This is a genomic window from Vibrio sp. 10N.261.51.A3, from assembly GCF_041471965.1.
In the GTDB taxonomy this organism is placed as follows: domain Bacteria; phylum Pseudomonadota; class Gammaproteobacteria; order Enterobacterales; family Vibrionaceae; genus Vibrio; species Vibrio crassostreae_C.
This window is the reverse complement of the sequence record NZ_JBFRPK010000090.1, coordinates 1-403: the sequence shown is the minus strand read 5'-3', so window position 1 is coordinate 403 and position 403 is coordinate 1. Positions and strand designations below refer to the sequence as shown.

The following is a 403-nucleotide window of genomic DNA, read 5'->3' as shown; positions in this document are numbered from 1 at the left end:
TTAGTAGAAAAAGTCGCCGTTAGTTTTTGTGACAACATCGAAATAAGACCACTATTAGAGAGTGGGATCTCTTATCGAATCATTACCTTAGGAAAAAATGAGAAAGTAGAAAGCCTTAACGTCATTTCTCTAGCTAAGTGCTCTAATTGAATGCTTAGCAGTCGAATGGATAAAAGCCAATACGAGTTGTTCAATGTACTCAATGACACTATTTTATTGAGGTTTGACCGCCTTACGCCTTGGGAAAAAAACTTTATCACAGAGTTACACCATAAGGTCGTAACTAGACAACTCATTTCAATTAAACAAAAACAGCTTGCTTTAAAAATTTCAATGAAAGCCTATAAATCAAAGAAGAAAAACGCGCGTTCCAACGTTTAATTTAAGCTTGTGTATACCTAAT

At 34.7% G+C, this 403-nt stretch carries 1 protein-coding gene; it reads left to right on the top strand.

What is annotated here, in order from left to right:
* Positions 1-150: 150 nt before the first annotated feature.
* Positions 151-381: a hypothetical protein gene (locus tag AB4371_RS19640; RefSeq protein WP_004735670.1), complete on the top strand. Its 231-nt coding sequence runs from the start codon at positions 151-153 to the stop codon at positions 379-381.
* Positions 382-403: the final 22 nt, after the last annotated feature.